The organism is Pedobacter sp. 10L46_2 (assembly GCF_056395165.1).
In genome coordinates this window covers 1-1218 of sequence record NZ_JBFTIZ010000535.1, presented here as the reverse complement: position 1 = coordinate 1218, position 1218 = coordinate 1, and the positions used below count along the sequence as shown (strand labels likewise).

Annotated in this window: 3 protein-coding genes; 1 reads left to right on the top strand and 2 read right to left on the bottom strand. The window is 34.8% G+C overall.

Going from position 1 to position 1218, the window contains the following annotated elements; all coding sequences use genetic code 11:
• The coding region (locus tag AC1DDX_RS27580) for an immunity 49 family protein (RefSeq protein ID WP_477623056.1) at positions 1-825 on the top strand (825 nt) is incomplete at its 5' end.
• 13 nt (positions 826-838) lie between these two features.
• On the opposite strand, the gene AC1DDX_RS27575 is transcribed toward AC1DDX_RS27580, so the two are convergent.
• Complete coding sequence (locus tag AC1DDX_RS27575) at positions 839-979, bottom strand: LuxR C-terminal-related transcriptional regulator (protein ID WP_477623055.1); 141 nt, start codon at positions 977-979, stop codon at positions 839-841.
• A 15-nt stretch (positions 980-994) separates the two neighbouring features.
• Positions 995-1218 (bottom strand): hypothetical protein (locus AC1DDX_RS27570; protein ID WP_477623054.1); only part of this gene is annotated, 224 nt, incomplete at its 5' end.

Below are 1218 nucleotides of genomic sequence, written 5' to 3'. Positions count from 1 at the left end.
ATCATGCACATAACAAGACATTCGTTTAATAAGGAAATTGTAGAAAACAATGTAATACTCAACGACAAGAACATCAATTTATACCTTAAGGAACTAAGTAATAACCACTTGGTTATAAGGGGACTTGAAAGGTTATCTCTCGAAAACCTTTGCTATTCTGCTTCCTTACAATACCCAGTTGATAAGCAGCTATTTTACTTGGATCTATTTATAGATGCATCATTAGCGAAATATCAAATCGCCACAAACATAGGTAACTCAATTGAAATTAATTTAACAGGGACTAAGCACCAGATTTTACCTGAGGATGTAGATTATTCCGTTTCTGAGCAAAACTGGATAACAGGCTATATGGCCGCCCTGGCCCGACGAAAAATGCAAATTGTACATGCATTTTGTGCTATTGATTTAGATTTTGTTAATCAAAAGAAAAGAACCAAAGGAGGGGCCTATAGTCTATTATTTGCCAAATTTCTACAACGCTTATTCGTTAAAGGAGAACCTCACGGACAAAATCTTTTGGCCGCAGCAAATGAAATAAAAAAAGATAAAATGCCAGAGCCAACATATGAATACGCTTTGTTTATTGATGGCCCTGTGATAGATATGTTTACTCCAATTTTCATGAACGATGAGAAAGATTTCAATGAGACACTATTAAGCGCATTGGAATTGTACAAAAAATATTGGAGCAAGGAACAGATGAATATCCCCAATGGATTAATTTCCTTACCCATTACGGCCTTAACAGTTATGGCAAAGGATTATGATCTAAATATAAAACACACATCAGATTACTTGCTGCAATATTTAATAGATAACTAGAGCTTATTTTAACTTAAAGCACGCCGTTTTTAACCGCGATATCTACAAGCTGCAGGAAGTTTTTACATTTTGACCTCATGAGCATATTTCTCCTGTGATTATTAATGGTATTGATACTGATATGAAGCTGGTCTGCAATCTCTTTACTTCCCATTCCCTGACTTGCTAATTACAAAACATCAATTTCCCGTTTACTGAGTATATCTTCTGTTTTCTGCAGGAAATAAGACTTGTTCTCAATCACTGATTTCTCACCACCAGCCTCGTGCCTTTCTATTAAATGATTAATTTTCGAATCATTTTTAAAATAGGTTAGGTCAGTAAGTGAATTAACAGAAGCTATCGGCATTCTATAATACTCATTAAAAAGATAGTGCGTACACTGTACTACTG